Source organism: Kitasatospora sp. NPDC057595 (assembly GCF_042800875.1).
Lineage (GTDB): Bacteria > Actinomycetota > Actinomycetes > Streptomycetales > Streptomycetaceae > Kitasatospora.
In genome coordinates this window covers 39,710-62,608 of sequence record NZ_JBHVGL010000005.1, presented here as the reverse complement: position 1 = coordinate 62,608, position 22,899 = coordinate 39,710, and the positions used below count along the sequence as shown (strand labels likewise).

Genomic DNA, 22,899 nt, shown 5'->3' with positions numbered 1-22,899 from the left:
GGGGCGAGGGTGGCGCGAAGAGGGTGCACGAGCGATCAACACGCGCCGATCCTCAGCGGAAACGAGCGGACACGGAGGGTCATCCTGATGGCAGGCTTTCCGCCGTGACTGTGCACCCTCTCGTACACGAGATCGCCGACGCCTACCTGGCCCTGGTCGACGCCGCCGCGCCCGGGCTGGTCGAGGGCCTGTACGTGGTCGGTTCGACGGCCCTGGACGACTTCCACCCGGCACGGAGCGACATCGACTTCGTGGCCGTGACCGCGGATCCGGTCACGGCGGAGCAGCTCGGCGCGCTGGAACGCGCGCACGCCCTGCTCGCGGTGCGCCATCCGCGCCCGGCCTTCGACGGGCCCTACCTCACCTGGGACGAGCTGGCGGGCTCGCCCGCGCAGGCGCCACCGGGTCCGCAGGTGTTCGGGGGGACGGTCCGGCACCGGGTCGCCTCGGACCGCACGCCGGTGCTCTGGCACACGCTGGCGCGGCACGGCGTCACGCTGTGCGGGCCGCGGGCCCAGGAACTGATGATCGACACCAACCCGGAGGAGCTCGCCGGCTGGACGGTCGCCAACCTGGAGGAGTACTGGCGTCCGTGGTGGCGGCGCTCCTCCCGGTTGGCGTCGCGCCCGGGGCTGGCCTGCCTCAACGGGTCGGGGCCGGTCTGGGGCGTGCTCGGGGTGAGCCGGCTGCACTACACGCTGGCCACCGGGCGGATCGCCTCCAAGCGCGGCGCCGGCGAGTACGCCCGGGCGGTGTTCGACGAGCGGTGGCACCGGATCGTGGACGAGTGCCTGCGGATCCGCGCCGGCGGGCGGGGACGCTCGCACTACCCGAACCCGTTCGTCCGGCGGGCCGAGGCGCTCGCGTTCATGGACATGGCGATCGAGAGCGCCCGGTGGCTGGGGGCGGACCGGCTGCCGCTCGGGGACTAGCGGGAGACATCGGCACTGGTCAAGGCCCTTGATCACGCCATCCAAGGCCAGTTTCCAGTCTGATCATCAACTGTTTGGATCTTCGCCCTTTTCGGCATTCGATTCAGCTGTCAGAGTTTCGACATGCCACATGTGACATGTCACATGTGGCACTGAGATGCCCATGAGAACGAAGAGAAGAAAGCGGAGGAGCGGAATCATGCGGATGAACCGACTCACCCTGACCGCGGCCGGCATCGCCGGCGCGGCGGCCCTGCTGGCCGTCCCGGCCCAGGCGAACGCGGCCCAGACCACCACCACCGGCACCACCGTGACCTGCGGCGCCTCCGGCCTGCAGGCCGGCCTGTCGACCCGGGTGTGCGCGGAGATCACCGGCGACAGCATCAAGCTGTACGGCGAGGTCAGCCTGGCCGGCCCGCCGAGCCCGGGCACCCCGTGGCCGCCGAGCATCGACCTGATCACCAGCACCTCCGGCAACATCGTCGGTGGCGCCTCGCTCGGCACGGTCAGCGGCCCGGCCCACTTCGCCGGCAGCACCATCAAGGTTCCCGGCCTGACCAGCACCGTGCCGGCCGGCTCGACCGTGCACGGCAGCTTCAGCGCCGCCACCTTCCCGTGGTCCCCGGCTCCGGTGACCATCGACGTCGTGGTGCCCGGCTGATGACGCGGTCCTAGCGGACTGACGGGGGTGGGCGGGCCCGGGGTGCGAGTCACCCCGGGCCCGTCCTGTTTCCGCCCGTCCCTTCCCCCCGTGCGGCCGGCCGACCGTGACGACTTGAAGAAATCTTCATCTGCGGCGAAGATGCTTCCCGCCGAGCAGGCCGATCCACGGCCCGTCCGGACCCCATCCGGCGACGAGCAGGGAGAGACGGACGATGCCGGTCCCGCTGTACCAGGCGAAGGCGGAGTTCTTCCGGACGCTCGGGCACCCGGTGCGCATCCGGGTCCTGGAGCTGCTCCAGGACGGACCGCGCCCGGTGCGCGAGCTGCTGGCCGCGATCGAGATCGAGCCCTCGAACCTCTCCCAGCAGCTCGCGGTGCTGCGCCGCACCCAGCTGGTCACGGCGACCCGCGAGGGCAACACCGTCGTCTACGCCCTGAGCACGCCGGACGTCGCCGAACTGCTGCGCGCCGCACGGCGGATCCTGACCGAGCTGATCACCGACCAGGGCACGCTGCTCACCGAGCTGCGGGCGCCGCAGGCCGGGGCCTCGCCCGCGGGCAACCGATGACCGGCCCGTCGAGCGAAGGAGTGCCCGGCCATGAGTGAGAACACCGGCGAGCAGCGGCGGGAGGACACCGCCACCCGGGAGGAGAAGGCGCGGCGCAAGGCCATGCTGATCCGGGCGGGCATCTACATCTTCGCCACCCACCTGTTCGCGGGGTTCGTCCTGCTGCTGTTCGCCCTCGGCGGCCGGAAGTGACCGGGACGCCCTGAGGCCCGGCCCGGGCCCCTCCGGGCGGTCCCGGCCGGGTGGCGGCCGGGACCGGTCCGGTGCGGCCGGGCGGCCGCCGACCGGGATCAGTGCGCGGTGTCCTCCCCGGTGTAGCGGCGGCTGGTGCTGGTCCAGGCGTAGACGCCCTCGACCAGTTCCCGGGTGCCGTCGAGGTACCACCCGCCCGCCGGGTGCCGCACCTGCAGACTGCGGCGCAGCTCCTCGCTCTGGGCCGTCAGCCGGGCGATCCTGGCGCCGACCGCGCGGGCGGCCCGGCTGCGGGTGCAGCCGCGGATCCGCTGCAGGGTGAGCACGGTGTTGAAGGCCGCGACGTTCTGGCGTTCCTCGCGGTCCGCCGAGTAGAGGTCGTTGATCAGCGTCGCCGCGTCGGCGGTGTTGGCGCGCAGGCGGTGCAGCGCGGGGTCCGCGTGCAGTCCGGCCGGTGCCTCGCCGCCGTGGACGTGCTCCAGTATGTCCATGAACGGGTAGAGGCAGCTCGCATGGCGGCGCAGTCGCACCGTCTCGGCGAGGTCGGGCTGGGTGCGGGCGGCCCGGTGGGCGGTCTCGGCGAGGAAGGTCTCCAGGCACGACCGCCACTCGACGGCGGCGCGCCGGCGCCAGCCGGGCGGCATGGGGGCGCTCTGGCGCTGCCACAACTCCCGCCAGGCGTCCAGCAGATGGGGCTGGGAGGTGCCGGTGGGGACGGGCCGCCCGGCGAGGACGGCGAGCAGCGGCTCGACGATCGCTCGGGCCTCGACGGGGTCGCGGCCGGGCGGGCCGTCGAAGCGGTCGTCGAGGATGGTGAACCAGCCGAGGATGTCGATCAGCAGGTCCAGCTCGGTGTCGCGGGCGCGGGGGTACGAGTGGCCGATCAGCTCGGGCAGCGCGTAGGTGTGGTAGCGGGCGAGGTCCTCCGGGGCGAGCAGGCCGTGGGCGAGCGCCCATGCGCTGTGCCGGGCCTCGGCGGCGTGCAGTTCGCCCGGCGCGCGCGGCTCGTCCTGCGGGCGCAGCGCGTGGGGCGCGCGCCGGGCGGCCGGGGGGGCGGCCGGGAAGGGCCGTGCCTCGGTGCGGACCGGTGGCACGGGCCGGGGGGCGACGGCGAGCCGCCCGGCCGTGGTGACCTGCCGGACGATCGCGGGCGGTCCCAGCGTGGTGACCGGCACGAGGGTGGTGAGCGGGCCCAGGTAGGTGGCCGGGCACACGGGGAGGGCCGTGACGCTCCGGGGGGCGCCGCCGGGACGCGGGGAGCCGGTGCGCGAGGCGCTGTGCTCGGCCGGCCGGGCGGCGGTCTGCGGTGCCTTCGCGTGCGCGCGTTCGGTGGCCGCGGACCGGCGGGTGGCGAGGGAGGACTGGGCGGGGAGCACGGCGGAGCGTCGGGGCCCCGCCGAGCCCGGGGGCCGCAGCGGTTCGACCGGGACGGCCGCTCCGCCGGGGGCGGCCGGACCGGCGGCGCCCACCGGACAGCCCTCGCCCGGTCGCGGGCCGGCCGGGCCCAGCGGGCCGCCCGCGCCTCGTGGGCCGCGCGGAGCGGACTCGGGCCGGCGGGGGTCGGGCTCGGGTCGGCGGGGCCCGATGATCGGGATCCTTTGGGCGGGCGTGTCGTCGAGGCCGGCCGACGGCGTGCGGCGCGGGCCGGGGGCGTGCGGCGCGCGTCCGCCGCGCGCGGCGAGCCGCACGCGCAGGCCCTGGGCCTGGACGGTGGTCCACACCACCTCGCGGGCCCGGGAGCCGGGGACGGCCGTCGGGCGCCAGCGGCGCAGGATGGCGGCGGCGGCCACGGTCAGCTCGGCCCAGGCGAAGGCCTCGCCGATGCACTTGTGCTTGCCGGCCCCGAACGGCAGGAACGCCTGCCGGACCGCACCCCCGCCGCCGGCCGCGCCCGGCGCCCGGCCGTCGCCGTACCAGCGGCCGGGGCGGAAGCGGAGCGGCTCCGGGTACAGGGCGGGGTCGCGGTGGATCGCGGTGAGGCTGTAGAGCAGTTCGGTGCCGGCCGGGATGCGGTACCGGCCCAGCTCGACCGGTTCGCGCGCGGTGCGCATCAGGAAGGCGTTCGGCGCGTGCAGCCGGACGACCTCCTGGGTGACCGCGCGGGTGTAGCCCAGACGGGCGAGCGCCTCGGGGGTGGGCACGGTGCCGGCCGGGAGGTGCTCGTCCAGCTCGGCCAGTACGCGGGCCTCGACCCGGGGGTGCCGGATCAGCTCGTCGATCAGCCAGGTGAGCGTGGTGGAGACGGTCTCGGTGCCGGCGCCGAACATGGTGATCGCCTCGGAGCGGACGTCCGCCTCGGTGAGCGGCCGTCCGGTCGCGGGGTCGACGGCGGCGCGCAGCAGCGCGGGCAGCGAGGCGCCACGCCGGCCGCCGGGGCCGGTCACCGGGCAGCCGCCGTCCGGCGCGGCGCCGAACGCGCTCTCGAAGGCGTCCTCGAACGGGTCGCCGGGCGCGGTGCCGTTGACGGCCTGGTCGACGACCTGGTTGAGCACCCGCACGGCCGCGTCGAAACGCCGGTTGACCGGCAGCGGCAGCCGGGCGAGGGAGCGGTGGGGGTAGAGCGACTGGACGATCTGGCCCTTCACCATGTCGGGCAGGGCCCGGTGGAAGGCGAGCGTGGCGTCCTCGCTCAGCCGGGCGTCGAAGAGCGCCCGGGTGACGATCTCCAGTGCGAGGTGGTTCATCTCCTTGCCCACGTCGAGCACCTCGCCGGGGCGCCAGCGCCCGGCCCGCTCCTCGGTGACCCGGTGCATCACGGCGACGTACTCGGCCATCCGGTCCGCCCCGAAGGCGGGCTGGATGATCCGGCGGCGGTCGCGGTGGGCGCGGCCCTCGGACATCAGCAGGCCGTCGCCGAAGGCGGTCTTGAGGGTGTCCTGGACGGCGCCGCGCGGGCAGTCGTGGGCGAGCGCCACCAGCAGGGTGTGGACCAGGGCGGCGTCGGTGACCACGCAGACCGTGCGCGGTCCGAGCCGGATCCGGACCACCTCGCCGTGCCGGGAGAGCGAGCCGAGGAAGCCGAGCGGGTCGCGCAGCAGCGCGGGGGCGTGGCCGAGGCCGGGCACGGCGCCGGGGGCGAGCGGGGGGACGGCCGCGCGGCTCTCCGCCGAGGGGGTTCTGGGCGGGGCAGGCGGTCTGCGGGTCTCGTTCGTCAGGATCATGACATCACCTCTCACCAGATGGACCGGGGGGACGGACCGGTGGGACGGACCGGTGTGTCCGGCCGGGTGTCGGACCGGTCGACCGGCCCGGCGCTGCTGCGGTACCACCGGAGCCGCCGCCGCGACAGCCGGGATTCGGAAGCCTGTTGACGCAGACCCCCGCGCGCGCCACGGACAGAGGGCGCACGCCATGGGAAACGCGCCGGTCCCGCGAGCGTTGCGCCGGACCCGGATGGATCACTCCATCGGTGGAGTGTCCTCAAGATGTGCGCGGTGCGTCCCGATGGGGGCGCGCCGTCGGACGCGGTCCGCGGAGCCGGTCGCGCCACCCCGCACGCCACCCCGCGCGGGTGCCGACGCGGACGCCGGCCCGGGTGCCGGCGCGGCCGCCCGTCGGGGCCGTCCTGCCTGGCAGGCAGGGCCTTTCGGCCCTCGGCGGGACGGTGCGCACCGGTCCAGCATGGTGCAGAACGAAGGAGGACCCTCTGATGACCCGTCTGCGCCACCGGCCGGCACTCGACGTCCGCGTGGAGATCCGGGGCGAACTGCCCCGGGAGGACGCCGAGTACGCCCGGGCCCGGTCGCTGGCGCTGATCACGGACCTCGGGCCGGACGCGCACGCCGCCCGGCTGCGGCTCACCCGGCCGCGCGACCGGTCGGTCACCAGGCCCGCCGTCGCGCAGGCCTCGGTGGAGCTGGAGGGCGCCGGACGGGTGCGGGTGGAACTGGCCACCGTGGCGGTGCGCGAGGCGGTCGACCTGGCGCTCGGCACGCTCGCCGGGCGCGCCGCGCGACTGCGCGAGCTGGGCGACATAGGGCTCGCCTCGGCGTACGAGAGCTCCTGGCGGCCGCAGTACGCGGCGCGCCCGCTCGCCGACCGGCGGATCGTCCGGCACAAGTCCGTGCGACTGGCCCGCCGCACGCCCGAGCAGGCGGTCCGCGAGATGCTGGCGCTGGACTACCGCTTCCACCTCTTCTCGGACGCGCTGACCGGCCAGGACAGCCTGGTCCACCGCAGGCCCGGCGGCGGCGGGTTCCGGCTGGTCCGGGCGCACTCCACGGCCCGGCCGGGCGGTCGGTGGCCGTCGGTCACCGAGAGCCCGGACCCGGCGCCCCGGCTGGAGCCGGCCGAAGCCACCCGCCAACTCTGGCTCACCTGCTGGCCGTTCGTCTTCCACGCCGATCCCGGCGACGGCCGTGGCCGGGTGCTCTACCGCCGCTACGACGGCCACTATGGCTTGATCACGCCGATAGCGGGAGCCCACTGACGGGCAGGTAATGATCGGCACGGGCTGACCGGTACACGACCGACAACGGACGAGCACACCTTCACGCTCTCGACGGGAACTGGGACCATGGACTGCGAAGAAGTCATGCTGACCGTCAGGATCACGGCCGCCGAGCGGGCCCTGCTGCGCGAACTCGCGCGCGGCCACGGCACCGACGTGTCGGACGTGGTCGTGGACGGTCTGCTGGACGTCATCCCCGGCCTGCACGTCCTGCCGGTGCTGTCCGTGCCGCCGGCCGGGCGGGTGCTGCCCGCCGTCGCCGGGGACCCGGGCGTCTCGCGGCTGCTGCGCGTGCTGGCCCGGCCCGCCCCGTGCGCGGTGACCCTCTGGCTGCCGGCCCCGGTGGCGGACCTGCTCCCGCTGGTCGGTGAGCGGATCGCCGCCGTCAGCGGGCTGCGGATCGGCCCGGCGAGCGCGGCGCTGGCCGCCGCACTGCGGTTCTGGCTGACCGGGGATCCGGGGCGGCTCGCCGCGGGCCTCGCCGGGCTGCACCGGCACGGCGCCGGCCGCCTCGCGGTCCAGCGGCTCGACGTCGCGGCCTGAGCCGAGCCCGGGCGAACGGGGTGCGGGCGGGCGGGGTGTGACGGACGGTGCTTTCGCCGACCGTCCGGATCCGGCCGCTCCGCGCGAGCCGGTTCCGGGGGGCACCCGGGCGCTCAAGGGCGCGTGGGGAGGCGTGCCGGGGGCGGCCGAGCGCTCGTCGTGCCTCGGCGCTCCGTCGCCCGGTGCGGGCCGGACGGGCGTCCGCCCGATGGTCGACGGACCGTCGGGCCGGGCGGGGCCGGAGCGGTTCCTGGGGGTCAAGTGGCATGTCCTGGACGGGAATTTAGCTGGTCAGAGCTCTGGTCACGACCTGCGCGCAGGTCTAGCATTCCGGTCACGGCAACCGGTGTCCGGACCCCCGGACGACCGGTGCGGTGGCCGCCACCACCCCCTGCCGGGGAGCGTACACCCCCCGGGTACGCTCCCCGGCGCCGCTTTGTGCGCGGTGGCCGTCGGGCCGCTCCCAGGCCCGGCGCTGCCGCGGATTGTCCGCCCCGCGCTCGGTAGCCGCATCGTCCGGCGCGCGCCCCCGCCGGTGTGGCCGCGCGCCCCCATGGGGGCGCGCACGCCCGGCGCGCGCCACCGGCCACGCCGTCGAGCCGCCGCACGGGTGCCGAACGTTCGTTCTCCGGAAGGCCGGGAACCGTCGCGTGCGAACCGGACGTCCCCACCCCGACGGGCGCCACCGGGTGCCCGCCCGAGGCAAGGAGCGTCCGACCGTGCGCAAGGTACTGATCACCGGCGGAGCCGGCTACATCGGCAGCACCGTGGCGTCGGCCCTGCTGGACGCGGGCATCACCCCGGTCGTCCTCGACGACCTCTCCCGGGGCCGGGCCGAGTTCGTCGAGGGCCGGGTGTTCTACCAGGGGGACATCGCGGATCCGGAGCTGGTCGACCGGATCTTCGCCGAACACCCCGACATCGACGCCGCCCTGCACTGCGCCGCGCGGATCGTCGTCCCCGAATCGGTCGCCCGGCCGCTCTTCTACTACCGCGAGAACGTCGGCAAGACCGTCGACCTGCTGGAGTCGCTCCAGCGCAACGGCTGCACCCGGGTGGTCTTCAGCAGTTCCGCCTCGATCTACCGGCCCACGCCGACCGGCCGGGTCGACGAGTCCTGTCCGGTCGAGGCGAACAGTCCCTACGCGCGCACCAAGCAGATGATGGAGCAGGTGCTCCAGGACTGGACGCGCGGTGACGGGGCCGATGGGACGCGGGTCATCGCGCTGCGGTACTTCAATCCGATCGGCGCCGACCCGCAGCTGCGCACCGGGCTGCAGGACCTCCGGCCGACCCACGCGCTGGGCAAGTTGATCGAGGCGCACACCAACGGCACGCCGTTCACCATCACCGGGGTCGCCTGGGAGACCCGGGACGGCTCGGGCATCCGCGACTACATCCACGTCCAGGACGTCGCCGAGGCCCATGTCGCCGCGCTGCTCCGGTTCGACGAGGTGGTCGGGGCCGCCGGGGAGGAGCGCTACCGGGTCGTCAACATCGGGACCGGTGACGGCACCACCGTGCGCGAGCTGGTGACCGCCTTCGAACAGGCGGTCGGTGCGAAGCTGGACGTCCGGGAGGCCGAACCGCGGCCCGGCGACGTCCTCGGCTGCTACAGCGACGTGACGGCCGCGCGCGACCTGCTCGGCTGGACGGCGCGCCGGAGCATCGCCGAGGGTGTCGTGGACGCGCTCGCCTGGCGGGCCCGCTGGTCGGCCCGCCTGGCCGCCACCGTCTGATCCTCGCCCGGCCCCGGCCCGGCCAGGTCCGCGTTCGACCGGCCCGGGCCGGGGCGCGGTGCCGGCGTTACTTGGACTCGTCGAGACCGTTGATGAAGTCCTTGGCCTTGTCGGCGGCGGTGTCTATCTGGCCGCTGTACTTGCCGTCGGTCTTGTCGTCGATGACGTCGGCGACCTTGTCCAGGCCCTGGGAGATGGCGCCGCTGTGCTCGCGGGCGAGGTCGGTGGCCTTGTCGGCGAGGTTCTTGAGGTTCTCGAACATGATGGTCCTTCTGTTCGTCCGGCGTTCGCGGCCATCCTAGCCGCCGCCGACCCGGCCTGAGCTGGCGTTTCCCCGCGGCGGGGGCCTGGCGGGATGACTTTGCGGGGGTGGGTTTGTATGCTCCTGGCTTGTTCTACAGCATTGTAGAAGTTCGCTGGCGGGTACCGCGGAAGGGGTGTGGGGCATGGCAGGGCAACGAGCGAGAACCTCGGAGCGGGAGGCCGGACCGCGTTCCGGCGCGGCCCCCGTGCCGGCCCCGCGCCGTGCCGCCGAGCGCCGGGCGACCCCGCGCCGGGCGGCCGGCCGCGATCGCCGGGCGGGCGACCGGAGCACGGATGGTCGAAGGGCGGGCGACCGGGGCACGGGCGACCGCCGTACGGCCGACCGCCGTGCCGGGGCCCGGCGGTCCGGCGGCGCGCTGCCGGTGCTGCTCGCCGCGCTCGGGCTGCCGCCGGCCGGCGCGGTGGCCGGTGAACTGACCGGGTCGGGCGGCGGCGCGCTGTTCGCGGCCGGCGCCGTGCTCGGTTCCGGCGTCGCGGCGGCGCTCTGCGGCCGGGCCGGGCGCTGGTGGGTCGTCATGGCCGCGCCGCCCGTGGTCCTGGCCGCCCGGGCCGGCACCGCCTACCTCGCCGACCGCGACGGCCTCCAGGGCAAGGCGCTCGCCTCGGCGGCGGTGCGCTGGGTGGTCGGCGCCTTCCCGGTGATGGCGTGGGCGGTGGCGGTCGCGTTGCTGGTCGTCGCGGTGCGGGTGGTCCTCGACCGGCGCACCCGCCGGGGCCGGCGGTCCGCCGACCGCCGCCGGGCCGCCGGAACCCGCGCACCGGCGACGTCCGACTCCGCGACGGGCGGCACGGCGAAGGACGGCACCGCGACGGACGGCGCCACGAAGGAGGGTGCCGCGGAGAACGACTCCGCGACGCCCGACACCGCGACCGGCGGGCCCCGGACCGTCCGGACCCCGACCCCCACCCGGAGGAGCCACCGTGGCTGAGTCCCGCACCAGGCCGCTCACCGTCGCCGGCCGCGTCCTCGCCGGCACCGTCTCGGTGGCCGTCCTCGGCGCCAGCGGCTTCACCTGGTACGAGTACCGCCAACTGGACGGCGGCATGGTCAAGTCGGCCGCGCTCACCGAGGCGAGGAAGAACGCGCCGGCGCACCTCGACAAGTCCGTCAACCTGCTGCTGATCGGCCTCGACAGCCGCAAGGACATGGACGGCAACGACCTCCCCAAGGAGTTCGTCGAGGACGAGCTGCACGCCGGCTCCAGCGAGATCGGCGGTTACAACACCAACGCGCTGATCGTCCTGCACATACCGGCCAACGGCGGCAAGGTGACGGCGCTGTCCGTCCCGCGCGACGACTACGTGCAGACCGTCGGCGCGGACGGGAAGATGCACAAGATCAAGGAGGCCTACGGGATCGCCAAGGAGGCCGCCGAGCAGAAGCTGGGCGGCAAGGGGCTGTCCAAGTCCGAGCTGGAGCGGCAGAGCCGCGAGGCCGGCCGGGCCGCGACCCTGCAGACCGTGCAGGCCTTCCTGGACATCCCGATCGACCACTTCGCGGAGGTGAACCTGATCGGCTTCTACGACATCGCCAAGGCCGTCGAGCCGATCCAGGTCTGCCTCAACAATCCGGTCGACGACCCGATCGTGGCCCGGACGGCGACCCACGAGGGCGGCGGCACCGGGCTCAAGCTCCCGGCGGGCGTCAGCTCGCTCGACGCCCGGCAGGCGCTGTCCTTCGTCCGCCAGCGACACCACCTGAAGAACGGCGACCTGGACCGGACCCACCGCCAGCAGGCCTTCATCTCCTCGGTCGTGTACAAGCTCAAGCAGCAGGGCGTGGTCAGCGACTTCGGCCAGCTCCAGCGGCTGTTCGACGTGGTGAAGAAGGACGTGGTGATCGACGACCAGTGGAACGTGCTCGACTTCGCCCAGCAGGCGCCCAACCTGACCGGCGGCAACGTCGAGTTCAACACGCTGCCGATCACCGGGTTCAAGACGATCGGCGGCCAGGAGGTCAACACGGTCGACCCGGACCAGATCAAGCGCATCGTGAAGCAGGTGTTCGGGCACGAGCCGCCGCCGGCCGCGCCCGACGCGGCCGCGCCGGCGGCGGCGTCCACCGCGCCGGCCGAACCGTCCGCCGCAGCGCCTGCCGCCACCGGGCCGTCCGCCACCGGGCCGTCCGCCGCACCGGGCAAGGCGCGGGCCGTCGTGGACGTCCGCGGCGCGAGCGCGGAGGCGGCCGCCGCGGAGTCCAAGGCGCTGGCCGAACTCGGCTACCCGGCGGGCAAGGCGACCGAGACGGCCGCCGCCGGGCGGGCGAAGGCGACGACGGTCGCCTACGGCACGGGGGCCAAGGCCGACGCCGAGCAGGTCGCGGCCCGCTACGGCACCACCGCCACCGCCTCCTCCGCGGTCCCGTCCGGCCACGTCGTCGTCACCCTCGCCGCCGCCCGTACGCCCGCGCCGTCCACCTCCGCCGGTACGGCCGCGCCGACCGACGACCCGACCCCCGAGCCGCCCATGCAGGGCCCGGCGGTCAAGGCGGGCGGCATCCCCTGCGTGGACTGAGGCGCGACGGCCGGCCGGTACGGCCCGTTCGGATGAACGCTCAGCCCAGCTGCAGCAGTTGAGCGGTGATCGGTGCTACCAATGTCCATGCGCTCGGGCCCAGGCGGAGAAGTAACTCATGGCCGTGCGTGCACCGCACCGCACGGCCGGTCACCGCGAGAACGGAATCCACTTCATGGCCATCGCCATCCGCAAGACGCTCGCCGTTACCACGCTGGCCCTGACGGCCGCCTTCCTGCCCGCCGCGGAGGTCGGGGTCGCCGGAACCGCCCAGGCGGCCCAGCGCACCCCGGGCGTCTACTGCCTCGCCAACACCTGGAACACCCCGACCACCTCCGTCAAGCCGTGCAACTCCGGTGACCAGGGCCAGCACTGGACCGTCTCGGGCGAGCAGATCTCGCTCACCAACGCGCGGGCCTACTGTCTCGCCAACACCTGGAACGCCCCCGACGTCTCGACCAAGCCGTGCAACCCCGGTGACCAGGGGCAGTACTGGACCGTGTCGGGCCAGCAGATCTCGCTCACCTTCGCCCCGGCCTACTGCCTCGCCAACAGCTGGGGCACCCCGAAGATCTCGACGAAGCCGTGCGACACCACGGACCCCGGCCAGCACTGGGTGGTCTTCAACGACCAGATCAGTCTGGCCCTCGCCTGATGCACCCCGCCGTGCCCGGGACCGTCGGAAGCCGCCCCGGGCGCGGCGCTCTCGTCCGTACGGGGGGAACCGGGACGCGGGTCGGGGCGTCCTGGGACCGGAGGGCGGGCGTGGGGCCGGAGTGGCGGACGGGGGAGACCGGGTGGCGCGGGCGGGTTGGCGGCTGTGGCTGCGACGGGTGTTGGTGGGGACCTGCGGGGTCGTGGCGGCCGTGGAGGCCGCGCTGACGGCGGTCCGCCTCGGCGGGTGGGACGACGGGACGTGGCTCGCGATGGCCGTGGTCGGGCTGCCGTACGCGGCGCTCGCCGGTCTGGTCGCGCTCGGTGTGCTGCTGGCCCTGCGGTCGTGGTGGCCGGCCGCGGTGGCCGGAGTCCTGGTGGCGGTGCAACTCGTCTGGCTGGTACCGAGGTTGGTCCCGGACGGCGGCGGCGCCCCGGCGGCCGACGCACCGCGGCTGCGGGTCGCGACCAGCAACGCCTACCTGAGCCGGGCCGACGCGGACGCACTGGTCCGGCTGGTGCGCGAGCAGCGGGTCGACGTGCTCGCGGTGGAGGAGTTCGGCCCCGGGGCCGCCGACCGGCTGGACCGGGCGGGGATCGCCGAGGTGCTGCCGTACCGGGAGGCGCGGCCGGGCCGGGACACCGCGATCTACTCCCGGCTGCCGCTGACCCCGCTGGACGGCTCGGCCCCGGAGGCGGCGCGGGACCAGATCGCGGCCGAGGTGGCGGTCGGCGGGCGCACCGTCCGGCTGACGGCCGTGCACACCTACTACCCGATGGGCGACGCCCGGCGCTGGGCGGAGGACTTCGACGGGCTGCGGGCGGCGGTGAGCGGAGCCACCCGCAACGCCGTCCTGCTGGGGGACTTCAACGCGACGCTCGACCACACGCCGATGCGGGACCTGCTCGACACCGGCCTCACGGACAGCCACGCCGAGCTCGGGCGTGGCGTCGCGCCGACCTGGCCGGAGTCCAACACCTACTTCTCCGGTCTCCGGCCGCTGATCCAGATCGACCACGTGCTGCACGGGGAGGCGCTGCGCGCGGTGTCGGTGGCCGAGCACACGGTGCGCGGCACCGACCACCGCGCGGTGGTCGCCGAGCTGGCGGTCACGGGCTGACGGCGCTCCCGGCCGCGTCCCGGTCGTCGGCGCCGTGCGCGGAGGCACTGCGGTCGGTGACCCACCAGAAGGCGAGCGCGAGCAGGCTGACGCCGGCGCCCAGCAGGCAGACCGCCGTCCAGCCGCCCCGCTCGTAGGCCACGGTGGAGAGGATCGCGCCGAGGGCGCTGCCGGCGGAGTAGAGCAGCATGTAGCCGGCGGTCATCCGGCTCTGCGCCTCGGGGCGGACCTGGTAGAGCAGGTGCTGGTTGACCACGTGCACCGACTGCAGGCCGTAGTCGATCACCACCGTGGCGAGCACCAGCCACCACACCGAGTGCGGCAGCAGCGCGGCGATCGGCCAGCCGGCGAGCATCGCGATGAGCCCGATCGCCAGGGTGCGCCGCGCCCGCCCCAGGTCGGCCTGCCGTCCGGCGCGCCCGGCGCCGAGCGCGCCCGCGGCGCCGGCCAGGCCGAAGAGCCCGATCACGGTGTGGCTGAGCCCGAACGGCGGGGCGGCCAGCGCCAGCACCATCGGGGTGAGCAGCACGGTGACGGCGGTGAAGATCAGCAGCGCGAGCCCGGCCCGGATCCGGAGCACTGGTTCCCGGGCGAACAGCGTGAACACCGAGCCGACCAGCCGTGGGTAGCGGATCCGTTCCGGCCGGCGGCGCGCCTCGGCCGGGACGACGGTGGCGAGGAGGACGGCCATGGCGGCCGTCGCGGCGGCGGAGACGACGTAGACGGCGCGCCAGCCGGCGAGGTCGCCGATGGTTCCGGCGACGGTCCGGGCGAGCAGGATGCCGACCACGATGCCGCTGGTGACGGTGCCGACCACCCGGCCCCGGTCGGCGGGGTCGGCGAGCGAGGCCGCGTGGGCGACCATCACCTGCGCCACCACGGCGAGCACCCCGACCGCCGCCGTGGCGAGCAGCATCAGCGGGGCCGAGGGGGCGACGGCCACGGCGCCGAGCGCCACCACGGAGAGGCCGAGCTGGGCGGTGGTCAGCAGTCGGCGGTCGAGGTGGTCGCCGAGCGGGACGAGGAGCACCAGGCCGACGGCGTACCCGATCTGGGTGAGGGTGCCGACCAGGCCGACGGTGGCGCGGCCGATGCCGAGGTCGTCGCCGATGAGGTCGAGCAGCGGCTGGGAGTAGTAGACGTTGGCGACGGCCAGGCCGCTCGCCACGGAGAACAGCCAGGCGACGGCAGGGGAGAGCCGATGGGCGGTGGTGGCGGGGGTGTGGGTGGTACTGGCGGACGGGGCCACGGGGACAGGCACGGGCGAGGGCTCCTTCGCACGGCAAAGTGGTTTCAAAGTGCTACCGCGCCACCCTCGCACGGGGAGGTTTCTTTAAGCAACCACCAGCCTCGTCGGGAAGCGGCACGGTAGGGTTGCACGGTGAAACCGGCCCCGCCGGAGCGCGGGACCGCAGGTGAGAGGAGGGGGCGCGTGCCGAAACGCACCTCGCACGAGGACTCGGCCTGCCCGGTCGCCCGGCCGCTGGACGTCCTCGGCGACGGCTGGACGCTGCTGATCGTCCGTGACGCCTTCGACGGGCTGCGCCGCTTCGGGCAGTTCCAGAAGAACCTCGGCCTGGCGAAGAACATCCTCTCCGCCCGCCTCGCCACCCTGGTCGCCAACGGCGTCTTCGCACTCGCCCCGGCCGCCGACGGCAGCCCGTACCAGGAGTACGTGCTCACCGAGAAGGGGCGGGCGCTCTTTCCCGTCGTCACCGCGCTGCGCCAGTGGGGCGAGCAGTACTTCTTCACCGACGACGAGCCGCGCGCCCGCCTGGTCGACCGGGCCGCCGGTGCGCCGGTCGCCCGGGTGGAGGTCCGGGCGGCCGACGGCCGGGTGCTCGGGCCGGACGACGCCGAGGTGCTGCTGCCCTGACCGCGCGCCGCGCCCCGCCCACCGGAGTCGTGGGCGGGGCGCTGGTGGCCGGGGGGTGTCAGCAGTTCCGGATCGACCGCACGGGCGTCCAGTCCTGGGTGTGGTTGGCGCCCCCGTCGGCGGTGAAGGACTTCAGGACACGGCCGTTCGCGTCGTAGAAGGAGGACCTCGTGCCGCTGGTCTGGTTGTCGGCGTAGAACCCGTGGCCGCTCCAGCCGCTGAGGCTGTACCGGGCGCAGGTGTAGAGGTAGAAGATCTTGTAGTCGCCGGTCGTGGGGTCCCAGACCAGGGTGCAGAGGTTGCCCGGGGCGCACTGGTAGTCGCTGTTGGCCGGGACGTGCCCGGAGGGGGCCGCCGGTGAGACGGTCGGCGAGACGGCGGCGGGCGCGGCCTGGGCCGGGGCGGTGCCGGCGAAGGCCGTCAGCAGGGCGGTGAGAGCGCCGGCGGCGCCGAGGGCCGAGCGCTTGGGGCGAGAGCGGAGCATGGGTCCTCCCACTGTTCGGATCGGCTCGGCCGGTGGGTCCGGCGGCTGCCGCGGGCTCTTCGGCGGAGGTCTTCGGCGCGGTGGCAGGGGTGGCACGGGTGGCGCGGCCGGCATTCGCCCGATGGGGTGAACGGCGCCGGGCCCGGGTCCCGCGGACGGACGACCGGTCCGTCCGGCCGGCGCAGCGGGTTCCTGCCACTCGCATCCATTTCTCCCCCCGCTCCCCGCCGGTCGCAACAGCAGCCCGCCCGGCACCCGCCCGGCACCCGCCCGGCGACCGGTGCGCCACCCGGGGTGTTGCGTCGTCCGCCCGGCCGTGCGCGCGCCGCGCTGCCCGGGCGGGGCGGCGCGGCTTGGGCCACCCTGGTGCCAGGCGAGGGGGCGGGGCCGGGAACGGACGCGTGGGGGAAACCGACCCCGACAGGGAGGCCCGCATGCAGCAGCAGGCCCGTTCGAGCCCGCCGCCCGGCGCGGCGGCGGCCGGACCGCCCGGCGCCCTGCACGACTGGCTGGACGCGGTGGCCGTCGTCGTGGCCGGCCTCGCCGCGATGCTGGTGGTGGCCGCACTCGGCCTCTGGGCGGCCGGCGCCGACGCGCTTCCCGGCGGGGCCTTCCCGTTCGTGCTCGCCGCCACGCTCGCGCTCGCCGTCGGCGGATCGGTCGAGCTCGACGGCGGCGCCGGCTTCTTCGCCTCGGTCGACGCCGGGATCACCGCGATGCCGCTCTCCGTCGGCCTGGCCGGCGCGCTCGCCGTGGCCGAGGTGTTCCTGAGCCAACTGCGCTACCGCGCGGTGGCCGGCGGCCGTGAACTGCTCGGCCGCGCCGCCCGGACGGCGGTGGTCTGGCTGGTCGCGCTGGCGCTGCTCTGCGCCGTCGCCCGGCACACCTTCACGGTGACGCTCGGCGACGGCCTGGCCGAACAGCTCGGCGGTGCCCTCGGCCTCCACCCCGAGGTGGGCTTCTACGCGGAGCCCGCCGGCACCCTCGGGCTCGGGCTGCTCTGGCTGCTCGTCGTGCTCGCCGCGACCTTCGCCGTCTCCCGCCGGGCGCCGCTGCCGCGCTCCCTGCTGCCCTTCCAGCAGGCCGTCCGCCCGGCCGCGTTCGCGATGCTGCTGGTGCTGCTCGGCTATGTGCTGCTCGGGGTGGCGGCCGCGATCGGCACGGCGGTCGTGCACGGTGACGCCCGGCAGGTCGCCGCCGTCGCGCTGCTCGCCCTGCCCAACCTGGTCTGGATGGCCTTCGGCGTCGGCCTCGGCGGAGAGTGGCACGGCCACCTGGTCGGGGCGGTCGGGCTGCCGGTGCCCAAACCGCTGGCCGCCGTGCTGCGCACCGGCGAGGGCGGGGGCGGCACGGTGAGCCTCGGCACGCTCGCCGAGCAGGACGGCCGGGCCTGGTGGCTGCTCCCGCTGGCCGCCGTCCTGATGCTCGCGGCCGGGGTGCTGGCCGCCCACCGCTCACCGCGCGGGGTTCGCCTCTGGCAGCACGCCGTGCGGCTGGCGGTGGCCGCCGCCGTCACCGTGCTGCTGGTCGGCGTCTGGACCAGGGTCTCCGCCGACTACGGCCTCTCGGTGCTCGGCGTCGGGCTCGGCGAGGGCGGCCTGGGGAACCTGCTGAGCTCCGTCCTCGGCCCGGCCGCCGGCCCGGCCGGGCCCGCCGCCGCCCTTGCCGGGGGCACCCTCACCCTCGACCCCCAGCTGTGGACGCTGGTCCCGCTGGCCGCCGGCTGGGGCCTGCTGGCCGGTGCCCTCGGCGCGCTCGCCGCCACCCGCCTCCCCCGTCGCGGCGAGACCGGGTAGCCCGGGGCGGGCGCGCGGCCGGGCGGCCGGCTGGGCGGCCGTCAGCTCGCGGCCTCGGCCAGCAGGACGACGGCCGGGGGGAGCGCCTGACCGAGGGCACCCGGCCAGAGCCGGGGCTCGGAGACGACGAGGGTGGTGCCGGCCGCGATCATGAAGGCGCTGAGGTAGGTGATCAGGGTGCGGCCGACCACGGGCTCGCCGCGGTGCAGTGCGACCAGTCCGGCGACCAGGCCGAGGGCGAGGAAGAGGTTGTAGAAGCCGACGTTGACCCGCCAGAGACGGACCTGGGGGGCGTCGGAGGTGGAGGCGGTGAGCAGCCGACGGACCCTCGGGTGGCCGTAGAGGAAGCTCTCCAGCGGCCACACCACGAGGTGGACGGCGGCGGCGATCAGCGCGAACACCTGGCTGACGGCGTTCATCCGGAACTCCTGCGCGCGGGTCGATCGGCTGCGGATCATTCTAGTCCGCACCCGGTCCGGCCGCCGTCCTCATGCCGTCCGCCCGGAGTTCCGTACCGTCCGTCCGGTCCGATACCACGGAATTGGACTGGACCACTGGATCACTGCCGGGAGCCTGCCCTATCGTTCGGAGAGATCTGCACGGTCGTCCGGGGCATTCCGCACGACTCACTCGACCGCCCCGGGATGAATCGATGAGCGTCTGGCCGAAGTTGCGCGACACCCGTACGGTCAGAGCGGGCACCGCCCCGGGAACGGTGGTCCGCTGCGGTCTGGCCGACACCATGCTCGCCGACCTCGCCGTCTCGGTCGTCCTCTTCTTCGAGCGCGCGCTGGACGAGGACCGCCTAGCCGCCGGCCTGGCCCGGGCGCTGGAGCGCGTCCCGGTCTTCGCCGGCCGACTGCGCACCGTCGACGGGGTGTTGGAGGCGGTCTGCGACGACTCCGGTGTCCCGATGGTGAGTTACCGCGTCGACGGCACGCTCGCCGAGTCCATGGGGCGGGTCACCGCGCCCGGCGCGCTGCACGTCGACCCGCTGGACGCCCGGGCCGCCCGCACCGGCGGCGGACCGCTGCTCGCCGTCCGGGTGACCCGCACCGGTGACGGCGGCACCGTGCTCGGCTGCTCCTGGCACCACGCCGTCGGCGACCTGCACAGCTTCGCGCTGCTGCTGCGCGCCTGGTCGGCGGCGGTCGAGGGCGAGGAGCTCCCGGCGGCCGAACTCGTCGAGGACCAGGACGCCTTGCTCGACCAGGTGCTGCCCGCCGAGGACTGCGGCCGGCCCGGATTCCGGGTCCCCGGGCCGGCCGAGCGCGCCGTGCTGGACCGCGAGGTGGCGGCCGGTCCGCGCGCCAACCGGACCGTCCAGATGTACTTCGGTGATGCCGAGACGGCCCGGATGCGCGAGGAGTTCGGCGCCGTGGCCGGCCGCTGGGTCTCCTCCGGCGACGCGGTCTGCGCCCATGTCGTGCACACTCTGCGGGAGTTGGACGGCGACCGGGAGACCCGCTGGCTCACCGTCCCGGTCAACGCCCGGCGCCCGCTCGGCCTGTCGGACGCCCTGGTCGGCAACCTGCTCGGCGACATCCACCTGCCGTACACCCCCGAAGAGGGCCCGGCGGCCCTCGCCGGGGCGCTGCGCACCGCCGTCCTGGGGTACGCCGATGGCCACCTCAACCTGCGTGCCAATCTGCGCTTCCTGGCCGAGCTGGGCCGCCCCGGACTGGGCTCCTGCGTGCCGATCGGCTTCGACCCGGCGCGGCGCCGGATCAGCTTCTCCAACTGGAGCCGCTTCGGCCTCTATGACGCGACCTTCCAGGGCCAGCGACCGGTCTTCTTCAGCCCCGCCGCCAACTACCCGCTGCCGTGGGTCTGCTGGGCCGTCGAGGGCTTCGGCGGCACCGGACTGCTGACCACGGCGGTGCTCCCGGCCCGGCTGGCCGCGCGGCTGCGCGGGACGGAGGGACGGGCGCTGCTGCACCGCTACCGCGACCCGTCCGACGAGCTGCCGGCCCTGCTGGCGGACGTGCCCAAGGTGCTCTGAGTCCCGGACCGGACGACAGGGGGCGGCCACAAGGACCGCCCCCTGGAACACGATTGATGAAACGTCATTTCATGACGGCGCGCAGTGCGTGTCGCAGCTGCTCCCGGTCCGGCTGCAGCGCCCGGTCGAGCACGGGGGCGAACGGCAGCACCGCGCCGTCCGGCCGGGTGACCCGGCGCGGCGGGGCGGTGAGCCGGAACTCCTCGGCGGCGGTGGCCAGCACCTCGGCGCCGATCCCGCAGCTGCGGTTGGAGTCGTCGATCACCACCAGCCGCCCGGTGCGCTCCAGCGAGGCGCCCAGCGCGGCCCAGTCGAACGGGTACAGCGTGCGCGGGTCGAGCACCTCGACCGAGATCTCCCCGGCGAGTTCCTCGGCCACCGCCAGCGCGTCGTGCACCAGGTGCCCGACGGCGACCAGGGTGACGTCCGTGCCGCTGCGGTGCACCCGGGCGGTGCCGAGCGGGATCGGCGCCAGCTCCCAGGTGACGGTCTCGCGGACCGGCAGCGCGGCGGCCGGGGCGAAGACCACCACCGGGTCCGGGTCCCGGATCGCCGAGCGGAGCAGCCCGTAGGCGTCGGTCGGCGTGGCCGGGACGACGGTCTTCATCCCGGCGTGCGCGAAGAGGCTGTACGGGTGGTCGGAGTGCTGGCCCGCCCAGCCGTCCCGGGAGCCCGAGCCGGGGACCAGACAGGTGAGCGGGACGCCCGCCTGACCGCCGGTCATCAGCGAGAACTTGTGCGCCTGGTTGACGAGTTGCTCGAAGACCAGGAACAGCAGCGAGGGGATCTGGAACTCCAGCACCGGCCGCCGCCCGGCCAGTGCCGCGCCGAGCGCCATCGCGGTGAACGCCTGCTCGGAGAGCGGGGTGTCGACGATCCGCTCCGGCCCGAACCGGTCCAGCAGACCGAGCGTGGGCCCGGCCATCCCGGCACCGATGTCCTCGCCGAACACGCAGACCGCCGGATCGTCGGCCAGCTCGTCGGCCAGCGCCCGGTTGAGCGCCTTGGTGTACGAGAGTCTCATGCCGCCGCCCCGCTTCGCCCGGCAGGGGCATGCGCCCATCCGCACCTTCTGATGATTCGCCTGCTTCGCCCGCTCATGTCACCGCCCCCGCCCGGGGCCGCAGCCCGGAGGCGTACAGGTGGTCGGTGGCGCCGGCCGGGTCCGGGTGCGGCGAGGCGAGCGCGAACTCCTCGGCGGCCACGATCGCGGCGGCCACCTCGGCGTCCAGGGCGGCGGCGCGGTCGGCGCCGATCGCGGCGGCGGCCCGGGGGAGCGGGTCGCGCTCGCGCCAGGCGGCCACCTCCTCGGGCGTGCGGTAGTGCAGTTTCATCCGCCGTTCCATGGTGTGGTGGCCCTCGAAGCGGTAGGTGCGGCACTCCAGGAAGCCGGGACCGCCGCCGGCCCTCGCCCGGGCGACGGCCTGCTCGGCGGCGGCCCGGACCGCCTCGGTGTCCATGCCGTCGACCTCGGCGGCGGGGATGCCGAAGGCGGCGGCCCGCCCGGTCGCGCTGCCCGCCACCGCGGTTCCGGCGGGCAGGGTGGTGGCGTAACCGTTGTTCTCGCAGACGAAGAGCACCGGCAGCCGCCACATCGCGGCCAGGTTGAGCGACTCCAGCAACACACCCTGGTTGAGCGCGCCGTCGCCGAAGAACGCGACCGCCACCGCGTCCGAGCCCGCCTGCCGGTCGGCCCAGGCGGCGCCGACCGCGATCGGCGCGCCGGCGCCGACGATGCCGTTGGCGCCGAGGATGCCCAGCCGCAGGTCGGCGGCGTGCATCGAGCCGCCCCGGCCTCGGTTGGAGCCGCCGGTGCGCCCGGCCAGTTCGGCCAGCAGCCGGGCCGGGTCGAGACCGCGGGCCAGCACGTGGCCGTGCCCGCGGTGGGTGGAGGCGAGCCGGTCGCCGGCCCGGAGCGCGGCGCAGACGCCGACCGCGACGGCCTCCTGCCCGATGTACGGGTGGATGCCGCCGGTGATCACCCCGGACCTCACCAGGTCGAGCGCCCGTTCCTCGAAGGACCGGATCAGCCGCAGCATCCGGTACCGCCGCTCGGGCGTGTCGAGTGCGGCGACGGCGGGTGCCGTGGTCGTCACCGGGCGCCCCGCCACACCGTCGGGCAGAACTCCGGGTCGGCGTAGTCGGGGTGACCGTCGGCGGTGCTGCGCACCAGGACGTCGTGGTTGTAGACGACCGTCCCGCCGTCCGGGCGGGTGGCGCGCCGGTAGGCGTTGGCGCCGTCCTGGAGGTGCAGCGAGACGGCGCGGCGCGGATAGGCGGCCAGGTTGGGTCCGCTGCCGTGGTAGGTGCGGCAGTGGTGGAAGCTGACGTGGCCGCGAGGGATGGTCATCGGGACCTTGCGGACCTCGGTCCCGTTGTACGCCGCGTTGGCGTCCAGGATCGCGTCCAGCTCGGAGTTGTCGCGGTCGGCGAAGTGCCGGGTGGAGTCCTCCTCGGAGGGCAGCTCCTTCCAGCGGTGACTGCCGTCCACCATGGTGATGGTGCCGTTCTCCTCGGCGCAGTCGTGGAACGGCAGGAACGCCGTGAGCATCCGGTCCGAGCTCGACGTCTGCCAGTAGTGCTTGTCGAAGTGCCACGGCACCTGGTTGCTGGGCTCGCCCGGCACCGGGGGCTTGTAGATGAGGGTGGCCTGGAAGATCCGCACTTCCTCGGCCTCCGCGAGCAGCGCGGCGACGGCGCCCAGCAGCGGCTTGCGCAGGATCGCGCCGATCGCGTCGCTCTCGTAGTGCACGTAGTCGTTGTGGCGCTGGACCGGGCCGTGCGCCGGCTCCCAGGAGGCCAGCCGGGGCGGGCGGACCGACAGGGCGCGGTCGCGGTGGCCCTCGTAGTAGCGCTCGGTGGCGGCCTGCAGGGTGTCCAGCTCCTCGTCGCTGAACAGCTTGCGGGACAGGTACCAGCCGTGCTCCAGGTAGCCGGCCACCTCCTCGGGGGTGGGCAGCAGGGCGCGTTCGGCCTCGGTGAGGTGGAACTCGGGTGCGGCGGGCGCGGTGGTCATGGGGGACGGGCCTCCTGTGGTGGT

22 protein-coding genes are annotated in these 22,899 nt (G+C 75.0%); 14 read left to right on the top strand and 8 right to left on the bottom strand.

Translation table 11 applies throughout. From position 1 onward, the window contains the following. Nucleotides 1–104 precede the first annotated feature (104 nt). The 4 genes from ACFU9E_RS10530 to ACFU9E_RS10515 all read left to right on the top strand — a co-directional run bounded on the left by ACFU9E_RS10530 (nt 105) and on the right by ACFU9E_RS10515 (nt 2,356). Nucleotides 105–932 carry an aminoglycoside adenylyltransferase domain-containing protein gene (locus ACFU9E_RS10530; protein ID WP_380685211.1) on the top strand — a complete coding sequence of 276 codons (828 nt, stop codon included), beginning with the start codon at nt 105–107 and terminating at the stop codon, nt 930–932. 199 nt (nt 933–1,131) lie between these two features. Then, nucleotides 1,132–1,593 carry a hypothetical protein gene (locus ACFU9E_RS10525; protein WP_380685213.1) on the top strand — a complete coding sequence of 154 codons (462 nt, stop codon included), beginning with the start codon at nt 1,132–1,134 and terminating at the stop codon, nt 1,591–1,593. Nucleotides 1,594–1,807: 214 nt separating this feature from the next. Continuing rightward, the gene (locus tag ACFU9E_RS10520) at nt 1,808–2,164 is read left to right on the top strand and encodes a metalloregulator ArsR/SmtB family transcription factor (protein WP_355367536.1); all 357 of its coding nucleotides are present in this window, start codon (nt 1,808–1,810) and stop codon (nt 2,162–2,164) included. A 30-nt stretch (nt 2,165–2,194) separates the two neighbouring features. Beyond that, complete coding sequence (locus ACFU9E_RS10515) at nt 2,195–2,356, top strand: DUF6126 family protein (protein ID WP_380690087.1); 162 nt, start codon at nt 2,195–2,197, stop codon at nt 2,354–2,356. A gap of 98 nt (nt 2,357–2,454) precedes the next feature. On the opposite strand, the gene ACFU9E_RS10510 is transcribed toward ACFU9E_RS10515, so the two are convergent. Then, entirely contained in the window at nt 2,455–5,517 is a 3,063-nt protein-coding gene (locus tag ACFU9E_RS10510) for a cytochrome P450 (protein WP_380714904.1), read from the bottom strand. A 488-nt stretch (nt 5,518–6,005) separates the two neighbouring features. On the opposite strand from ACFU9E_RS10510, the gene ACFU9E_RS10505 reads away from it, so the two are divergent. The 3 genes from ACFU9E_RS10505 to galE all read left to right on the top strand — a co-directional run bounded on the left by ACFU9E_RS10505 (nt 6,006) and on the right by galE (nt 9,088). After that, nucleotides 6,006–6,785, top strand: a complete 780-nt coding sequence (locus tag ACFU9E_RS10505; protein ID WP_380689173.1) for a sigma 54 modulation/S30EA ribosomal C-terminal domain-containing protein — start codon at nt 6,006–6,008, stop codon at nt 6,783–6,785. An 87-nt stretch (nt 6,786–6,872) separates the two neighbouring features. Beyond that, nucleotides 6,873–7,349 carry a hypothetical protein gene (locus tag ACFU9E_RS10500; RefSeq protein ID WP_380689171.1) on the top strand — a complete coding sequence of 159 codons (477 nt, stop codon included), beginning with the start codon at nt 6,873–6,875 and terminating at the stop codon, nt 7,347–7,349. A 719-nt stretch (nt 7,350–8,068) separates the two neighbouring features. Continuing rightward, nucleotides 8,069–9,088: a UDP-glucose 4-epimerase GalE gene (gene galE, locus ACFU9E_RS10495; protein WP_380689363.1), complete on the top strand. Its 1,020-nt coding sequence runs from the start codon at nt 8,069–8,071 to the stop codon at nt 9,086–9,088. 67 nt (nt 9,089–9,155) lie between these two features. On the opposite strand, the gene ACFU9E_RS10490 is transcribed toward galE, so the two are convergent. After that, nucleotides 9,156–9,350: an antitoxin gene (locus ACFU9E_RS10490; RefSeq protein WP_380689365.1), complete on the bottom strand. Its 195-nt coding sequence runs from the start codon at nt 9,348–9,350 to the stop codon at nt 9,156–9,158. 184 nt (nt 9,351–9,534) lie between these two features. Here ACFU9E_RS10490 and ACFU9E_RS10485 point away from each other — a divergent pair, with 184 nt between their 5' ends. The 4 genes from ACFU9E_RS10485 to ACFU9E_RS10470 all read left to right on the top strand — a co-directional run bounded on the left by ACFU9E_RS10485 (nt 9,535) and on the right by ACFU9E_RS10470 (nt 13,701). Further along, nucleotides 9,535–10,341, top strand: a complete 807-nt coding sequence (locus ACFU9E_RS10485) for a DUF6542 domain-containing protein (protein WP_380689367.1) — start codon at nt 9,535–9,537, stop codon at nt 10,339–10,341. After that, complete coding sequence (locus ACFU9E_RS10480) at nt 10,334–11,926, top strand: LCP family protein (RefSeq protein WP_380714902.1); 1,593 nt, start codon at nt 10,334–10,336, stop codon at nt 11,924–11,926. Before ACFU9E_RS10485 ends, ACFU9E_RS10480 begins: the two co-directional genes overlap by 8 nt. Before the next feature lie 118 nt (nt 11,927–12,044). After that, nucleotides 12,045–12,581 (top strand): ricin-type beta-trefoil lectin domain protein, encoded by a 537-nt coding sequence (locus ACFU9E_RS10475; protein ID WP_380685440.1) that lies wholly within the window; start codon nt 12,045–12,047, stop codon nt 12,579–12,581. Between the two features lie 202 nt (nt 12,582–12,783). Next, complete coding sequence (locus ACFU9E_RS10470) at nt 12,784–13,701, top strand: endonuclease/exonuclease/phosphatase family protein (protein WP_380685438.1); 918 nt, start codon at nt 12,784–12,786, stop codon at nt 13,699–13,701. On the opposite strand, the gene ACFU9E_RS10465 is transcribed toward ACFU9E_RS10470, so the two are convergent. Then, nucleotides 13,691–14,962 (bottom strand): MFS transporter, encoded by a 1,272-nt coding sequence (locus ACFU9E_RS10465; protein ID WP_380685436.1) that lies wholly within the window; start codon nt 14,960–14,962, stop codon nt 13,691–13,693. The two genes, ACFU9E_RS10470 and ACFU9E_RS10465, sit on opposite strands and share 11 nt — an antisense overlap. Nucleotides 14,963–15,133: 171 nt before the next feature. Here ACFU9E_RS10465 and ACFU9E_RS10460 point away from each other — a divergent pair, with 171 nt between their 5' ends. Beyond that, a complete protein-coding gene (locus tag ACFU9E_RS10460; RefSeq protein ID WP_380685434.1) occupies nt 15,134–15,577 on the top strand; it encodes a winged helix-turn-helix transcriptional regulator in 444 nt (147 codons plus the stop codon). A 58-nt stretch (nt 15,578–15,635) separates the two neighbouring features. On the opposite strand, the gene ACFU9E_RS10455 is transcribed toward ACFU9E_RS10460, so the two are convergent. Then, the gene (locus ACFU9E_RS10455) at nt 15,636–16,061 is read right to left on the bottom strand and encodes a hypothetical protein (RefSeq protein WP_380685432.1); all 426 of its coding nucleotides are present in this window, start codon (nt 16,059–16,061) and stop codon (nt 15,636–15,638) included. A 434-nt stretch (nt 16,062–16,495) separates the two neighbouring features. On the opposite strand from ACFU9E_RS10455, the gene ACFU9E_RS10450 reads away from it, so the two are divergent. Then, nucleotides 16,496–17,857 (top strand): streptophobe family protein, encoded by a 1,362-nt coding sequence (locus tag ACFU9E_RS10450; protein ID WP_380685430.1) that lies wholly within the window; start codon nt 16,496–16,498, stop codon nt 17,855–17,857. Nucleotides 17,858–17,898: 41 nt separating this feature from the next. Here the strand turns inward: ACFU9E_RS10450 and ACFU9E_RS10445 are convergent, their stop codons facing one another. Next, a complete protein-coding gene (locus ACFU9E_RS10445; RefSeq protein ID WP_355367494.1) occupies nt 17,899–18,276 on the bottom strand; it encodes a DUF1304 domain-containing protein in 378 nt (125 codons plus the stop codon). A gap of 233 nt (nt 18,277–18,509) precedes the next feature. On the opposite strand from ACFU9E_RS10445, the gene ACFU9E_RS10440 reads away from it, so the two are divergent. After that, nucleotides 18,510–19,859, top strand: coding sequence for an acyltransferase (locus ACFU9E_RS10440; protein WP_380685428.1), 1,350 nt, complete (start codon nt 18,510–18,512; stop codon nt 19,857–19,859). Nucleotides 19,860–19,923: 64 nt separating this feature from the next. Here ACFU9E_RS10440 and ACFU9E_RS10435 read toward each other — a convergent pair whose 3' ends face one another. The 3 genes from ACFU9E_RS10435 to ACFU9E_RS10425 all read right to left on the bottom strand — a co-directional run bounded on the left by ACFU9E_RS10435 (nt 19,924) and on the right by ACFU9E_RS10425 (nt 22,875). Further along, the gene (locus ACFU9E_RS10435) at nt 19,924–20,883 is read right to left on the bottom strand and encodes an alpha-ketoacid dehydrogenase subunit beta (protein WP_380685426.1); all 960 of its coding nucleotides are present in this window, start codon (nt 20,881–20,883) and stop codon (nt 19,924–19,926) included. A 73-nt stretch (nt 20,884–20,956) separates the two neighbouring features. Further along, entirely contained in the window at nt 20,957–21,955 is a 999-nt protein-coding gene (locus ACFU9E_RS10430; protein WP_380714901.1) for a thiamine pyrophosphate-dependent dehydrogenase E1 component subunit alpha, read from the bottom strand. Further along, nucleotides 21,952–22,875, bottom strand: a complete 924-nt coding sequence (locus ACFU9E_RS10425; protein WP_380686718.1) for a phytanoyl-CoA dioxygenase family protein — start codon at nt 22,873–22,875, stop codon at nt 21,952–21,954. The genes ACFU9E_RS10430 and ACFU9E_RS10425 overlap by 4 nt, the downstream gene beginning before the upstream one ends. Between the last annotated feature and the right edge of the window lie 24 nt (nt 22,876–22,899).